The sequence below is a fragment of the Anseongella ginsenosidimutans genome, assembly GCF_008033235.1.
Classification (GTDB): domain Bacteria; phylum Bacteroidota; class Bacteroidia; order Sphingobacteriales; family Sphingobacteriaceae; genus Anseongella; species Anseongella ginsenosidimutans.
Genome location: NZ_CP042432.1, coordinates 2,606,094 through 2,621,321, shown reverse-complemented (window position 1 = coordinate 2,621,321; position 15,228 = coordinate 2,606,094). Strand labels below are relative to the sequence as shown.

Here is a 15,228-nt window from a genome sequence, read left to right as displayed (position 1 = left end):
GCCGCCCCGCGCCGGCTGAACTTTCATTAATTTTCCAGGAAGCAGACTAGGCGGGCTGCTCTTCCTTCCGACGCGGGGTGATGCCGGGAACTGATACGTACCTCCAGCAGGTGCTTGCCAGGCCCCAGCTCGTCCGCCAGCAGCAGGTACCAGGGCAGGTGGAGTTGCCGGCTCCATTGGGTATAAAGATCAACTGGCTCGTACTTTTTCCCATCGATGCGATATTTCAGAATGCCTGCATCCGGTCCGGATACCAGCCCGATGCCAATCACAGGCCCGCTGAATTCCAGGCGGAATCGTGCGCCGGGTCCCGTTCCTTCCAGCACCGGCACGTTTGTAAAACCTTCCCGGGTACCAGCGGCGGCAACGGTTTTTCCGGGATGGCCGGAAGCGGCAGGCGTCCAATTTTCAATCACTTTAAATCCTTTCAGCCGGGAAGCACGGCGAACATCCAGGTAGTGACCCTTGCTATAATTGAACGGATCAATGGCGGCGGGCATTGAAGCCATGGTTATTGCGGGGACCTGCATTGCGGTCTCCGGAGTCGCAGTAACCGGAGTTGCGGTAACCGGAGTCGCAGTAACCGGAGTTGCGGTAACCGGAGTCGCAGTAACCGGAGTTGCGGTGGCCGGAGTTGCGGTGGCCGGCGTTGACGTGGCCGGCGTTGACGTGGCCGGCATTAAAGCCTCTTCCGGTTGATCTCCGCCCTTCATTTCCTCCCGGAGCAGGGTATAAATGGTCTCAAAATACTTTTGCTGTCCGAAAGGCGAGGGGTGCAGGTCCTTAAAATCATCTTCCCAGGTAAATTCACCGGCATCAATCCGGTCGGTAATTTCCTTAGCCAGGTCAATAAAAGGCAGCTGGTAATGCCGGGCAACTGTTTCATGCACCCTTACTTCGGCTGGTACTTTGCCCGCGCGGTAATTTTCCATTTTCCCGGGATCCGCAAACGCCATCAATACAATGCCTGCCCGGGGATGCTGTTCACGGGTATGACGAATGATTCCTTCCAGCGCACGTACTTGTGTTCTGACCGGGGTTCCGTTGGTTTCGTCATTTACGGCTGATTCGAGGAACAGCAGGTCCGGGGCGCCTTTGTCCAGCACGTCCCGCTGCAGGCGAAAAGCATGGGGAAGGCTTCCCAGCGAAGGAATACCTGCTTCAACAAAGGTAAATTCCACTTCGGGATAATCCTTGCGCAGCTGTTCGCACACAAGGTCTCTCCAGCCCTTCATATGGGTAATGGAGCCGCCCAGGAAAGCAACGGTAGCCTTCCCTTCTTTTTTTATCCTGCGGAAAACATGCTGCAATCCGCCATTGCGCTGGATATAATCCTCATTTCGAAGGCGAACCTGCTGTGGTATTTGGTCCCTGCCTTCTGTGCCTTCCTTGCCTTCGCTGCCCGGCGCAGTCCGGCTGGTTTCGGGCAGTACTTCGGCGGTCACCTCCTGAAGCCTGCCGTTTATTTTTACCTGTACTTTCCGCCCTGTGCCTTCTCCGCTCAGCGGCGAGCTTACGCGGTACTTGATAACCTTCCCTTCTTTCCATGAAAAGTCCACGGTATAATTGCCCCGGGCTTTCAGCCCTTTTACCGACCCGGAGGCCTTCCAGGCGGAAGGCAAAGCGGGAAGCAATTCGATATATCCTGCATGGCTCTGAATAAGCATTTCCGCGATGCCGGCGGTACCGCCGAAATTCCCGTCTATCTGGAAAGGCGGCCCTGCTGATAAAAGGTTGGGGTATACACCTCCCCCCGCTCCGTAATTCATATCCGTTTTGAGTGTAGGGCGCATGAGCTGGGTAAAGAGCTGATAAGCCTTGTTCCCGTCATGCAGCCTTGCCCAAAAGAGCATCTTGTAGGCGATGGTCCAGCCGGGGCCGTCATCTCCCCGCACTTCCAGCGTCTTCCGGCAGGCTTCAGCCAGTTCCGGCGTTCCTTCCGGAGTGATGAGGGACGCAGGGTACAAGCCATAGAGGTGGGAAATATGCCGGTGTTGCGGGTCCGTTTCCTTGTATTCTTCCAGCCATTCCATCAATCGTCCGTCTTTGCCGACAACACCGGCCGGGGGGATTTCTTCCAGTTTCTGCGAGAGTACCTTCCTGAATTCTTCATCTTTTCCCAGCAGTTCCGATGCCCGGATCATATTCGTGAACAGCTCCCGGATGATCTGGTTGTCCATAGTTGGCCCCATGCAGATGCTTGCCCGGTTCCCGTTAGGCAGGTAAAATGAGTTTTCAGGCGAAACCGAAGGCGAGGTCACCAGCCAGCCGGTTTCCGGATCCCTTACCAGCACGCTGTTATAGAACAAAGCGGCTCCTTTTAAAATGGGGTAAATACATTCCAGGTATTGCTTATCCCCGCTGAAAGCATAATGTTCCCAAAGGTTGTTGCAGAGCCAGCCGGATCCGGCCGTAGTAGCGCCCCAGGAAGCTTCTTCGCCGGGAGCGGTATAACCCCAGATATTGGCAATCACATGCGCTACCCAGCCTTCCGCGTCATAGTAAGCTTTGGCTGTCCTTTCACCGGGCTTCACCATCCCCTTTACCAATGCAGCCAACGGCAGGTTCAGTTCAGACAAATTGCACACTTCCACCGGCCAATGATTCATTTGCACATTCACGTCCAGATGATAATCCCCGTTCCAGGGAGTCTGCACCTGGTTGGCCCATAAGCCCTGCAGGTTCGGCGGCAGCAAGCCCTCGCGGGTACTGCTGATGGTCAGGTACCGCCCAAACTGGAAAAACAGCACGGCCAGGCCCTTGTCCGCGGCGGGATCTTTATAAAAATCCGCTAACCGCTCCGGGGTGCTGCGCTTGTCTGCTTCTTGCTTCCCGCCAAGATCCAGGCTTACTCTGGTGAATAACTCGCGGTAACGGGTAATGTGTTCCTGCTTCAAAACCTCGTACGGTTTTTTCATGGCGGCCCGGAGAAGGGAATCCGCTTTTTCGTCAAAGGCGGGTTCTCTGAAATTTGTGGCGGCTGAAATAATTAAAACCACCTCGGTGGCGCCCTTTATATGAAGGACGTCTTTCCCCGTGCTAAGCGTTCCACCCCTGAGCCGGGCGGCAATCTTTGAAAGGAACTGCATGCCTTTGCCGTCTGTACCATTATTAAGCTGCCCGGATAATTTCAGTGTTGTTCCTTCAACGGTCACAACTGCTCTTTCAGGGCGGCTTATGCCCACGCTAAGGTTCAGGCTTCCCGGCTTGTCCGCTGTTAACCTTACCACGGCCACATCGCCGCCGAAGGCGGTAAAATATTCGCGCCGGTAGTTTACGCCGTTCAGACGGTACCGGCAGCTGGCAATGGCGCTGTCCAGGGATAATTCCCTTTGGTAGTTCTGCGCAGGCAAGCTATCGGTATTTCCATGATCAAACTTCAGGTGCAATTCACCCAGCACCTGGTAACAGCCAAAAGGCACATTGGCGCCGTTACCATGCCCCGACCCTTCGCCGCGGCAAATAAATTCTTTGTTAATCAGTTCCTGGGCCTCGTCATTACGGCCGGCGGCGATGAGTGAACGGATTTTGGGCAGTACCTTGCGGGCCTCATAATTATTGGCGTCCTGGGGCCCGCCCGACCACAGGCTTATTTCATTCAGTACAATGGTTTCTTCTGCTATACCGCCGCCGGGCATCATACCCAGCCGCCCGTTACCCAGCGGCAGCGTTTCTTCCCATTGCCGCGCCGGCTCCTCATACCACAACCTCAGCCGCTGCCCCTGGCAGATGGCGGAAATGCAGCACAATAAAGCCGCTGCCGTAATGTTTTTGATATTCATCAGAAAGTTGATTATTCCGCCTTGCTTTCAAGTGCTTTTATCGCTGTCCACAGCACGCCTGCCGAACCCCTGAATGATCCGGAGCCGCGTGGCTGATTTTCCCGGCTATACCATTCGTAGAAGCCGTCATTATCGACCACTCTTTCCAGCATCGGGCGAAGGGCGGCCTTCGCCTCGCTTAAGAATCCGTACCTGGCCAGCTGGGTCACCATTCTGGCTCCGAACCAGGTCCAGTCGCCCCCGTTCTGGTAAGAATAAGGTCCCATGCTCTTGTTCAGAAAGAATCCTTCTGGGTACACCGGGTAAAGCGTGAGGCCAATACTGGCTGCACCACTTTCCCGGACGTTCTGCTGCATTCTGGCATAGGCTTCCTTCACCTCTTTCCGGGACAAAAGGCCGGCTTCTATAGCGACCGCCGTTCCGCCGTGATAATAAATTGCCTCCTCATCAAAGGTGGCCGGAAAAGGAGAGCCATCCAGGTAAATATGGGGCCTGAATTGGCCGCGCGAGCGGTCCCAAAGGTGTTTCCTGATATTTTTCTCCAGCGCCTTTTTCCTGTTTAGCCACTTCGCGTCGGCATTCCCCTCCGGCAGAGCGATCTCCAGGAAATCTTGTAATGCGATCAGCAGCATCGCGTTATCGTAAATATCAATGGCCAAATGGGAATTGCTATCCAGTTCCACGCCCCAGGGGTGTTCGGGCTGGACGTCTCCCCAGTCAGCGGTGGTAGCGCCCCATATGAGTCCGTATTCCTGGTTGAATCGCTCCGAAAAAAGAAAATCCAAGGCCATTTCCAGGCGGGTTTCCACGTTGATTCCTCCGATTTCCTCCTCCAGTATTTCTTCGTCTCCTGTTGCGCGGACGTAACGGGCAAGCGCTTGAACCAGGGAACTTTCCTGATCGGTTTCCACGGTATTCTTATGCCCGGCGTATTCCGGCGCAAGCCTGGAATAAATGTATTCATAACCTGCGCTTGCCTTTCCGGCGGGAATATAACCGTCTACGATCTGCCCGTCTTCCTGCTGGAACCGGAAGAAAGTAAGCAGGTGCCGCCTGATCAGTTCCCTGTCGTTTACCTGGCAGGCAACTTCAATAAAGGTGTTGAAATCGCGGATCCATACTTCCCCGTACCCGTCGCCGGCGGTAAAGCCGCTTTTGACAAGGTCTTCCGCCTTATTTTTTACTTCATCCATCAGACGGTTCATGTCCTTTTCGCTGCCTGCAGATTCGGGAGCGTTTTGCGCCGAAAGTTCCGCGGCCGGCAGCAGCAGGGACAGCACAAGAAAACTCTTTATACAAACATTCATCGGCTAACTTGGTAATTATAAGAAGCTAAATTTAGATAAATTAAAATGGACCAGGAACAATTATCCCCTATTCCTTTTTCAGTACTGGATCTTGCAGTAGTCGCCGAAGGTAAAACGCCTGCGGACGCCTTTGCGCAAAGCCTTGATCTGGCCCGGGAGGCCGAAAAACTAGGATACAAACGCTTCTGGATGGCCGAACATCATAATATGGAACATGTGGCCAGCTCGGCCACCTCGGTACTGCTTTCCTATATCGCCGGCGGAACGACCTCCATCAGGGTGGGTTCCGGGGGTATCATGCTCCCCAACCATACCCCGCTGATCGTGGCGGAACAGTTCGGCACCCTGGCAACCCTTTATCCCGGACGTATTGACCTGGGGCTGGGGCGCGCGCCGGGAACCGACCAAACCACGGCCCTGGCTATCCGCCGCGAACGTTTTCATGCAGCCGATAGCTTTCCGGAAGATATCAGGGAACTGCAATCCTTCCTCTCGGACGATAACAGCGAGGCCCGGGTAAGGGCGTTTCCGGGCGAAGGGACCAATATTCCCATCTTTTTACTGGGTTCCAGCACCTTCAGCGCCCTGCTCGCCGCCGACTACGGGCTTCCTTATGCATTCGCCAGTCATTTCGCCCCCAGGGAATTCCTGCGCGCCGTCCGGCTCTACCGGGAAAACTTCAAGCCTTCGGAATACCTGCAAACGCCGTACGTCATGTCCTGCATAAATGTAATTGCAGCTCCCACGGATGAAGAGGCCGAATTCTTGTCCAGCTCCATGAAGCTGATGTTTCGCGGAATTGTCACCGGCTTGCGGCGTCCGCTGCAGCCGCCGGTAAAAAACATCGACGATATATGGACCGAAATGGAACGGGAAGCGGTGTACCAGATGCTGGCAGTCTCCTTTATAGGCGGGCCGGAAAGCCTGCGATCAGGCATACAGTCTTTCCGGGAGCAGACCGGCGTGGATGAGGTAATTGTTTCGTCCAATATCTACGACCATCAGGACCGGCTCCGCTCTTACCGGTTGTTCGCCGAAGTCATGAAGAGCTTCGCCGGAACGACCTGAGGCCGCAGCCGCGGATGAATCCCGGACCGGGGCAAAAGGGATAATGCCCGGGGGTAAGCAGCCAAAACCTTATCCGCCCCTGCATGTTTTTTCCTGCATGGACCTTCAGTTGAAGAATAAAACAGCCCTGGTAACGGGCGGTTCCAAGGGGATTGGCAAGGCCATTGCCCTGGAGCTGGCTAAAGAAGGTGCGAATGTGATCATTTGCGCCCGCAGCGAAGAAGAACTCGCCGACGCCCGCAGGGAAATTGAATCCGAAGGCTGGGGTGTACTGGCCCTGGTGGCGGATGTAACGAAAGAAGAAGATCTGAACAACCTGGTTAAAAAAAGCAGGGAAACATTTGGCAGTATAGATATCCTGGTCAACAACGCCGGAGGCATCGGCAGGCAGGGATCTTTCGCCGACCTTAACACGCAGGACTGGCGCAGCCTTTTTGAACTGAACCTGTTTTCAGTTGTCACGCTCACCCGTCTGGTTCTCCCGCTTATGCAGGAAAAGCAATGGGGCCGCATCATTAATATTTCTTCGGAAAACGCCGAACAACCTTACCCCGACATGCCTGCCTACAACGTAACAAAAGGAGCCCTGAATAACCTTACCAAGACGCTTTCCAAAGCCTACGGAAAAGACGGGATCCTTGTAAATTCAGTAGCCCCCGCCTTTATCAAAACCCCGCTGGTGGAAGGCATGCTGAAAAACATGGCGTCCGGGAAAGAAGGCGGCACAACGGCGGCCGAAAAAGAATTTGCCACCGAGAAACGGCCCGGCATTGTCCGCGGCAACGCAGGCACCGCGGAAGAAGTAGCCGGCCTGGTCGCTTTTCTCTGCTCCGAAAGAAGCTCTTTCATTACCGGCGCCGTTTACCGCGTGGATGGCGGCTCCGTGGAAACGATTTAATTCTTCTGCGGCGACAGCCTACATTTCCAGTTTATAGGCTGCTACTTCATTCTTCATAAAGGTGGGCACGATCACCAGCTGCTCATCCGGGATGTACCCGATGTCGGCGGTATTGGATTTCGCGGCCTTGGTGTCCAGCAGGACCGTAGACTCGCTGCCCCTGATGAAATATATTTCGCCCGCCCAGCGGCTGGCAACAAAGGTGCTGTCGTTCAGGATCACAAGTCCGTCTCCGCCTTTTACCGTTGAATCGATAAGCGTCGGGGTGTAGCCGGACACATCATACATTTTCAGCCCTTCTTTGTCCAGGGTGTACAAATTGCCTTCGTAGCATTCCAGGCCGTTGATACCTTCGGCATTCTCCACCACGGTTTCCACAGTCCCTTCCTGGCTGAGGGAGTAGATCTTTCCGGAACGCGAATCGGAGAAATAGGCGGTAGTGCCGTCGGTAGCAAGATCGTTCAGGAACTGCGCCCCCTCCACGGGAATGGACTTTTCCACAGCGGCGCCGGCCACGTCGATGATCTTTACTTCGTCGATATCGGTCACGTAAAGTTTGCCGTTCAGCAGGGCCATGCCTTTGGGTGCATGAAGCCCGCTTACCCAGCTCATTTCCTTTACCGAACCATCGGGGTTCAGCACAGCAATAAACCCGTCGCCGTCCTTTGCCCCCGCATCCGTATTACCGCAGGAGACATAAATAACACCAGCTTCGGGGTCATACAGGGTGGACTCCGAACCGGTAAATACCGAATCTGTTTTCCAGGCCTCGGTCAGGGCCGGCTGTGTGTTTTGAGTGGTATCGCTTTCCGCTGACCCGTCCTCGTTTTGCCGCTGGTTCGGATTGTTACAGGAGGAAGCAAGCGCCAGGCAGCCCAATGCCAGGGGCAATGCCGCCCGGAGTGTGTTGTTTACTGTTTTCTTCATAGTCATATTCATTTTGACAGGGAGCTTACAATATACGTAAATTTCTAAGTGATTGCATATATTTGCCGCACAAGCTAAAAGAAAAAATGAGCAACTTTTTATCAGAACGGATCAACAAGGTAAGCGAATCTGCTACGATTCAAATGGCTAAAAAAGCGAGGGAACTGGCTGCTCAGGGTCATAAGGTGATCAGCCTTAGCCTGGGAGAACCTGATTTCGGTACTGCTGACCATATTAAACAGGCGGCCACGAAGGCGATGGAGGACGGTTTCACCTTTTATTCTCCCGTACCGGGCTATGCGGACCTGCGCGAGGCGATTGTTTCCAAGTTGAAAAATGACAACGGACTGGAATATACGCCTGACCAGGTAGTGGTAAGCACGGGGGCCAAGCAGTCTATTGCTAACCTGGTGATCTCCCTGGTAAACCCCGGCGATGAAGTGATCATCCCGGCGCCCTTCTGGGTCTCCTACAGCGAGATCGTGAAACTGGTGGAAGGGGAATGCGTATTTGTGGAAGCGGGCGTTGAAAACGATTTTAAGATCACGCCGGAGCAGCTTGAAGCGGCCATTACGCCCAAAACCAAGCTGTTCATGTATTCTTCCCCCTGTAACCCTACGGGAAGCGTTTACAGTAAAGAGGAACTGGCAGCGCTGGCTGAAGTCTTTGCCAGGCACCCCCACGTGTTCATCATGTCGGATGAAATTTACGAGTACATTAACTTTATAGGTAAACACGAAAGTATTGCCCAGTTTGGTGATCTGAAAGAGCGCACCGCTGTGATCAATGGCTGCTCCAAAGGCTATGCGATGACCGGCTGGCGCATCGGCTACCTGGCCGCCCCCAAGGCGATTGCCCAGGCCTGCGATAAAATACAGGGACAGGTAACGTCAGGCACCTGCTCCATTGCGCAGAAAGCCGCCGTGGAAGCGATCAATGCCGGAGCGGACGAAGCCATGATCGAGGCCTTCCGCAAAAGACGCGGACTGGTTTACGACCTGCTTAGTGAAATTGACGGGCTAAAATTGAATATGCCGGAAGGAGCCTTTTATTTCTTCCCGGATGTCAGCTCTTTTTTTGGAAAAAAATATAGAGGCGAAACCATCAATAACGCGGGTGACCTGAGCATGCTCCTGCTGAAAGAAGCTCACGTGGCAGTAGTGACCGGCGAAGCATTCGGTTCAGCCAAATGCATCCGTTTGTCTTATGCTACTTCGGAAGAAGTACTCACCGAGGCAATAAGCAGGATCAGGAAAGTGCTGGAACAAATTTCCTGAATCGAGAACCTCTAATGATCCTCCAAGATTGAATACAGGCGCAGAAAAAATCTTTGAAAGCTTTGGGCGGCAGCGGGTACTGATCATCGGCGACGTAATGCTCGATTCCTATGTTTGGGGAAAAGTAGACCGCATATCACCCGAAGCGCCCGTGCCTGTATTATCGGTGTTGCGAAGGGAGTTTCGTCCCGGGGGCGCCGCCAATGTAGCCCTTAATGTGCGGGCGCTGGGAGCGACGCCGCTGATCTGCTCCTTGACGGGAAATGATGAAGCGGGCAGGACCTTCCTGTCCCTTTTCGGGGAGGCCGGAATCAGTACCGAAGGGCTTATTCAAAGCGACAACCGGCCTACTACTATTAAGACCCGCATCATCGGGCATCAGCAGCAATTGATGCGGATTGATGAAGAAAGTACCGCGAACAGTTCCCCGGAGGAAACCCGCCGGCTGCTTGACAGGATTGAGCAGTTGCTCCGCGAACAGGCCATTTCCGTGATCATCTTTGAGGATTACGACAAAGGCGTCATCACGCCGGAGCTGATCGGACAGGTAACGGCCCGGGCGCTTGAGAAAAAGATACCGGTAGTCGTGGATCCGAAGAAAAGGAATTTCCTTGCGTACCGGAACTGCACCCTTTTCAAACCGAATTTAAAGGAATTGCGCGAAGGGCTTAAAACGGAGCTTCATACCGGCGATCCCGGGGCCATTATCCGTGCGGCCGGCGCTTTGCAGGAAAAACTGGATGCGGAGCTTGTAATGGTCACGCTTTCCGAAGCAGGTATACTGATCCGGGGCAAGGACATCGAAACGATCATTCCCGCTCACCGGCGAAATATCACGGATGTTTCCGGCGCCGGCGATACGGTGGTGAGCGTGGCGGCGCTGGGCCTTGCGGCCGGCCTCCCTCCTTCCGAATTCACCGCAATAGCCAACCTGGCAGGCGGATTGGTATGCGAAAAGGTTGGCGTGGTTCCCATTGACCGGGAACAGCTGCTGGCCGAAGTACGCAATTTCTACAAAGAGGATTAAAATGGCTTCCAACCACCGCATAGAAGGTCAATCGCGGGTGTTGCAATCGCTGGCCAGACAGCGCATCGCTGCTCAGCGCATTGAAAACAGCGGATGCAGATCGGCTGCGGAAGTGGTTGGCTGGATGGGCGCTATGCAGGCCCAGGATTATGCAATGGCCAAATGGGCGGTTGGGCTTCGGCTGCCCGGTTCAAACGAAGAACAAATTGAAACCGCACTTGATAAAGGCGAAATCATCCGCACCCATATTTTAAGACCTACCTGGCACCTGGTTGCCGCTGCGGACATTCACTGGATGCTGGCACTATCCTCGCCGCATGTCAAAGCCAAAGTAAAAAGCCAGGACCATGCCCTGGAACTGAACGAATCCCTGTTCGAACGGAGCAATACGATTATCCGGCGTGCATTGGAAGGCGGAAAGCACCTTACCCGCCCCGAACTAATGACGCTGCTCGAAGAAAAAGGAATCCGCACCGGGGACACGCGAAGTGCCTATTTTATGTTCCGGGCAGAGCTGGACGGCCTGGTTTGCAGCGGTCCGCGCCGGGAAAAGCAATTCACCTATGCGCTTCTCAGCGAACGGGTACCCGGAGGCCGTATATTTCCACGTGAAGAGGCCCTTGCCTTACTCGCCGAAAGATATTTCACCAGCCACGGGCCTGCCACCATACAGGACCTTGCCTGGTGGTCCGGCCTTCCGCTAAAAGACATCAGAACTGCGCTGGCGGCCATTCAACCGGCTTTAGGCTCCGAAAAAATTGGAGAACAAATCTATTATTATTCACTAACAGCTTCGCCGGACGCTGCAACAGGCACAACCGGACCGGACGCCGCAGGTACCTCCACGCCGGATGCCGCAGCAGGTACACCCGGATCGGACGCTGCAGCAGGTACAACCGGACCGGACCCTGCAGCAGGCATACCCGCGCTTGCACCGAACTCCGGAGCTGCCGGAGAAGATCGCTCCGCGCTGTCAACTAACAAACGGCCGGCAGCCCGCAGCCGGCAGGCCCACCTGTTGCCGGCTTTTGACGAATACCTGGTCAGCTACCAGGACCGCAGCCCCGCTCTCGCTTCTTCTCTTTTCCGGGAAGTATTCACGCAGAACGGTATTTTCAAGCCGGTAATTGTACTGAACGGGCAAGTGGCAGGCACCTGGAAACGCACGCTCAAAAAGGACAGCGTATTGATAGAACTTAGTCCCTTTGGTGAATTAAGTAAGACCGCGGGGCAGGCTGTCACTTCCGCGGCAGCGCGATACGGCCGCTTCCTGGGGCTTCGGGCAGAAATTATTACTTAATACTGTATCAACCAGTAATCGCTGGTGTTGCGATTTTTCACCCCCGTCTTATGATTTCTCAAAACTTTTGGGACATCGCCGAGGCCAGGCTGTTTTGTGACAGCAAGCAGCTTATTCCTGCAGGCTATTGCAGCTTTAGCAGCACTTCCTGTTCCGCCTGGTTACGGAATACAAGCAGCGTTAGCTGCCCTTTCCATCGGTTGCTGAGGGCCGACTTCACAAGCGCGCTTAATTCCGGGGTGGGCGTTCCTTCGCAGGCTAAAATCACGTCTCCCTCCCGTAACCCTGAGCTTCCGGCAGCTGACTCTCCGGCTGCTGACTCCGCGGCTGCTGACTCCGCGGCTATTTCCAGTACCAGCACACCTTTGGCTTCGTTCAGGCCGGCGGCGGATTGCTCGGCAAGGCTTTCTATGTTTTTGACCAGCGCCCCCATCCAGCGTTGAGAAGCCCCTGCAGTTTGCGTTTTCATGAAATTCAGATCCGGTATTTCCGGCGTTAACGCTCTGGACCGAAGCGATGCGCTTGTTACTCCGAAGCGGTCCATCGGAAAATTGCGAAAGCCCGTAAGCAGCGCTTTTGACCGGGAAGCTACCCGGAAATCACCTTTCCCCGGCGCCCGGAAAAGCGGATTTCCCGCCATGCTGTTGCTGTCCAGCCCTTTTGAAAGCGCATAAGCCAGGTCCGCGCTATCGACAAAGAAATTACGGTCAACGGTATCGCCCCATGCCTGAAGCAGGATATCGCGATGGCGGTCCATGACGATATTCTGCCGGAACACATCATGGCTGTCTTTGAACCATACATGCGGATGGAAACCGCTGTTCAGCATGATATTATTATACACCGTCCGGTAAAATCCTTCCCGTAATTTAATTCCGCCGCTAAGGCAAAGGTTATTATAGATGACGTAATTGGTGGATCCGTCATCCAGATCGATATCCCAGCCATGATCGCAGCGGAAACGGTTGTTCCGGATGATGGTTGGCGCAATAGCGTCCAGCTTTACCCAGTCCGGGTGCTGCGCGGCAAGGCTGTCCATGGTTTCCCGGTGCGGATGCCAGAAGCGGTCACGTCCCCAGGAATTGAAGGCTCCGTGGTCGCTGGTTTCAAGTACGGTGGAAAACACATCGTTAAATTCAATAAGGTGGCCTCCCCAGGTTCCGTCGCCTATATTGATGCCGGCCCGGGGTACCTGGTAAATAGAGTTATGCCTGACGGTAATAGCGGAAGCCATGGCAATCTGCACACCAGCCACCTGCTTTTCAACCAGTCCGATATCATGGATGAGGTTATCTTCCGCAAGGCAAAAAGCCGGGTAATTGGCAGACAAGGGCCCGGGAATCGTATCCATTTCCCCGGCAGGGACAAATTCGCCGTATTGAAATGAAGGGGAACGAACCGCCCCTGGATCGCCCACAAAGGCGATTGCGCTGGCGCCGATATGACTGAACTCATTTCCCGTCACGGAGCTTTTGCGGTGATAATTGCTGAAGAATACCGCATTCCCGCCAAGATTGGTAAACATTGAATTTTCAATGTAACACCGCTCCGTCCCTTCCAGGAAAACGGCCCCTCCCCGGTAAATAGCCCAGTCGCTTCTCAGCAAAGGCTCCCGGGTAAGCATAAATGTCCTGGCTGTTTGGGTAAAAGTAAGTCCCCGGATAATGATATCGTGAACAGGCGCCTCCATGCTTCCCCGGAATTCAATCAGGTGAAGAAGCCGGGGAACCTCCACCCGGGCAACAGACAGGTCCTTACCGGCGGGCGGGTAAAAATATACGAGCTTATTCTCCCTGTCCAGGTACCATTCCCCCGGCGCGTCCAACTCTTCGAATATATTCTCTGCGTAGCGGTACTCAGGATGCATTTCGCTTGGACGGTTATTCTGCCAGCCCCCTTCAAGCCGAAGTTCGCCCTGAGCGTCCTTTCCCAATATCCTGTAGTGAAAACCGCCCCAGCGGCCGGAATGCAGGGCATGCACATAGCCGCCGGCCGGGTTCTTCCAATGCTTCGACCTGGAGGGCGCCGCCGCGTCCGGCGCCCAACCATTGAAAGGCAGCACATTTTCCTGGTAATCCGGGTAACGGGCGAGCTGCTGCAGTTCGCCATTCAGGAATAACCGCTCAAACACCAGGCCCCCGGGAACAGCGGCCTTCCAAAGGGAATCATTGTACTGCTCCCAGGTTAACGTAAGTTCCCGGGCGCCGCTGAGTACGACCTTCTCGTTCTGATACGCCGAGATCAGGTAGGGATCCTTTTTACTTCCGGACTCCTCCGGCCCGAATACAAGCGCTTCGGCGGGATAATAAGTTCCCTCCCTCAGATAAATGCACAGCGCTCCGTCGAATCCTTTCGCTTTTAGCGTTTTGGCCTGTTCTTTTGCAAACGCCAGAGTGGCGAACGGAGCTTCCAGGGTTCCCTCAGCGCTATCGCTGCCCTCCGGGGAAACATAAAACACTTTTTCCCCGGGGCCACAGGAAACAACTGCCAGCAGCCAGACGAGTAAATACAGTTTCGGCTTTCTCAAACTTTAATAAATAATTGCTTTTTGTACAGGAAATAAACTGGAATATAGCAGATCAGGCAGAAGCCGAGCGCCCAGAGCAGGGAAGCGAAAGGCTGCGACAGGCCGGCCCCGGTAAGCCCGTCCATAAAGAGGCTGTTGATACTTTCTCCGCCGCCCGGCGAAAGGTACAAAAGGGCGGGAAGCAATCCGGCAATGACATAAGCGGTAATGGCATTGGAGCCGAATACCAGCCCCGGCTTTGTCCATTTCCTGTAACCCAGCACGTCGATGAAGAAATAAAAGGCGCCCAGGGTCATCGCCGCCAGGCCGGAAGTATAAAGGACATAAGAGCTGGTCCAGAGATTTTTATTAATGGGGAAGAACCAGTTCCAGATATTACCCAGCGCATAAGCGATGAGGCCGGCGAAAAACAACCAGATGATCTTTTGCTCCCTGGTTCTGCCGCTGATCAGCAGATGGCCGGCCAGCATGCCGGTGATGCCGGTAGCGATCGCCGGAAAGGTGCTTAATATTCCTTCCGGGTCCCAGGTTCCCTGGTAAAGGGTGCCGGGGATCAAAAGGCTGTCCATCCAGGCTGCCAGGTTCTTTCCGGGCTCCAGCAAAGATTCTCCGTAACCGGGTACCGGTACCAGGGTCATGAGCAGCCAGTAAACGACCAGGATCCCCGCCGAAAGCCAGGCTTGCGTCCGGCGTCCCGTATAGAGAAACAGCAGGGCGCAGGCTAAAAAGGCCAGAGCAATGCGCTGCAGCACTCCCGGGAGCCGCACTTCGGCAAAATTAAAGTCCGGGAACAAATTCAAAAATACACCCAGGGCGAAAATAATGGCCGACCGTTTCAGGATCTTTCCTACCATTTTCCCGCGGGGCACTCCCCTGGCCTGCTGCGGGGAATACGACAATACGATGGATACGCCCACGATAAAAATGAAAAAGGGAAAAATAAAGTCAGTAGGGGTGATCCCGTTCCAGTCGGCATGGCGGAGCGGCGGGTATGCATCGTGATGAGAGCCGCCGGGGTCATTCACAATGATCATCGCGGCAATGGTAAAGCCCCTGAATGCATCAAGGGAGATCAAACGTTCGCCCTTCGCAGGGGTTGTGGGAGTTTCCATATT

Annotated in this window: 10 protein-coding genes; 5 read left to right on the top strand and 5 right to left on the bottom strand. The window is 54.5% G+C overall.

What is annotated here, in order from left to right; all coding sequences use genetic code 11:
- Positions 1-26 precede the first annotated feature (26 nt).
- Positions 27-3,782, bottom strand: coding sequence for a glycosyl hydrolase family 95 catalytic domain-containing protein (locus FRZ59_RS10810; protein ID WP_132130247.1), 3,756 nt, complete (start codon positions 3,780-3,782; stop codon positions 27-29).
- An 11-nt stretch (positions 3,783-3,793) separates the two neighbouring features.
- Positions 3,794-5,089, bottom strand: coding sequence for a GH36-type glycosyl hydrolase domain-containing protein (locus tag FRZ59_RS10805; protein ID WP_132130246.1), 1,296 nt, complete (start codon positions 5,087-5,089; stop codon positions 3,794-3,796).
- Between the two features lie 45 nt (positions 5,090-5,134).
- On the opposite strand from FRZ59_RS10805, the gene FRZ59_RS10800 reads away from it, so the two are divergent.
- Positions 5,135-6,157: an LLM class flavin-dependent oxidoreductase gene (locus tag FRZ59_RS10800; protein ID WP_132130245.1), complete on the top strand. Its 1,023-nt coding sequence runs from the start codon at positions 5,135-5,137 to the stop codon at positions 6,155-6,157.
- A gap of 97 nt (positions 6,158-6,254) precedes the next feature.
- On the top strand, positions 6,255-7,055 hold the full coding sequence (locus FRZ59_RS10795; protein WP_158640607.1) for an SDR family NAD(P)-dependent oxidoreductase: 801 nt from the start codon (positions 6,255-6,257) through the stop codon (positions 7,053-7,055).
- Between the two features lie 18 nt (positions 7,056-7,073).
- Here FRZ59_RS10795 and FRZ59_RS10790 read toward each other — a convergent pair whose 3' ends face one another.
- A complete protein-coding gene (locus tag FRZ59_RS10790; protein ID WP_207910339.1) occupies positions 7,074-7,982 on the bottom strand; it encodes a YncE family protein in 909 nt (302 codons plus the stop codon).
- 86 nt (positions 7,983-8,068) lie between these two features.
- Here FRZ59_RS10790 and FRZ59_RS10785 point away from each other — a divergent pair, with 86 nt between their 5' ends.
- Genes FRZ59_RS10785 through FRZ59_RS10775 form a run of 3 tightly spaced genes read left to right on the top strand, consistent with a single transcriptional unit; the run spans position 8,069 to position 11,586 of the window.
- Positions 8,069-9,259 carry a pyridoxal phosphate-dependent aminotransferase gene (locus FRZ59_RS10785; RefSeq protein ID WP_132130243.1) on the top strand — a complete coding sequence of 397 codons (1,191 nt, stop codon included), beginning with the start codon at positions 8,069-8,071 and terminating at the stop codon, positions 9,257-9,259.
- 28 nt (positions 9,260-9,287) lie between these two features.
- Positions 9,288-10,286: a bifunctional heptose 7-phosphate kinase/heptose 1-phosphate adenyltransferase gene (locus FRZ59_RS10780; RefSeq protein WP_225975024.1), complete on the top strand. Its 999-nt coding sequence runs from the start codon at positions 9,288-9,290 to the stop codon at positions 10,284-10,286.
- A 1-nt stretch (position 10,287) separates the two neighbouring features.
- A complete protein-coding gene (locus tag FRZ59_RS10775; RefSeq protein ID WP_132130242.1) occupies positions 10,288-11,586 on the top strand; it encodes a winged helix DNA-binding domain-containing protein in 1,299 nt (432 codons plus the stop codon).
- A gap of 124 nt (positions 11,587-11,710) precedes the next feature.
- On the opposite strand, the gene FRZ59_RS10770 is transcribed toward FRZ59_RS10775, so the two are convergent.
- The gene (locus tag FRZ59_RS10770) at positions 11,711-14,113 is read right to left on the bottom strand and encodes a right-handed parallel beta-helix repeat-containing protein (protein WP_132130241.1); all 2,403 of its coding nucleotides are present in this window, start codon (positions 14,111-14,113) and stop codon (positions 11,711-11,713) included.
- The gene (locus FRZ59_RS10765) at positions 14,110-15,225 is read right to left on the bottom strand and encodes an acyltransferase family protein (protein WP_132130240.1); all 1,116 of its coding nucleotides are present in this window, start codon (positions 15,223-15,225) and stop codon (positions 14,110-14,112) included. The genes FRZ59_RS10770 and FRZ59_RS10765 overlap by 4 nt, the downstream gene beginning before the upstream one ends.
- Positions 15,226-15,228: the final 3 nt, after the last annotated feature.